At 44.4% G+C, this 585-nt stretch carries 1 pseudogene; it reads right to left on the bottom strand.

Annotated features, from left to right (window positions below):
- Positions 1–458, bottom strand: a pseudogene (locus BCT81_RS27595) (IS66 family transposase); the annotation flags it as partial.
- Positions 459–585 lie beyond the last annotated feature (127 nt).

Raw genomic sequence — 585 nt, 5'->3', positions numbered from 1 at the left:
CCCATCCTGCAGAGCATCGACTGGCAACACGAGCAGGTTTTTTCTGATTCTGGAATGTCCACCACAACACGCTCTCGTGGTAGGTCTTCGGGAAGCTTTGGGCGACCACGTCGTTTTGTCTCGGATGAAGTGTTTTTCGCTTCCGATGTTTCATCATTCTGATTATCGGGTGCTTCATCTTCACCTGTCGTATCGGCATGAGCCTCCGCCTCATTGAACTCTAAGTCCTGAGGGGGTATGGTTTCACTACTGTTACCAAAGCGTTTACGCCGCGCTAGGTTGAGTTTTTCAACCAGCGATTGGATAGTTATTTCGCTCTCGTTTAAAGACTGGCGAAGTGTGAGTATGTTCGATTCACTTTCGCCTAGAGATTGGTGAAGAGTGAGTACCGTAGATTCAAGCTCAGTCACTTTTGAACGTAAGAGCGCTAGCTCATCTGGATTATTTTTATTTGGCATATAAGGAAGATCGCAGAGATCCGCGAAAGTTCCTTATCCGCTATTATTTTTTAATTTAATTAAGACTTTGGTAATTCAATGTTTGATGGGGTTTCATTTTTTCAATATCGAGCCCATCAAGCAACCA

It is taken from the genome of Vibrio sp. 10N.261.52.A1 (assembly GCF_002876325.1).
Lineage (GTDB): Bacteria > Pseudomonadota > Gammaproteobacteria > Enterobacterales > Vibrionaceae > Vibrio > Vibrio chagasii.
Note: the sequence above shows the minus strand (reverse complement) of the source record. Positions and strands in the feature narration are given on the sequence as shown.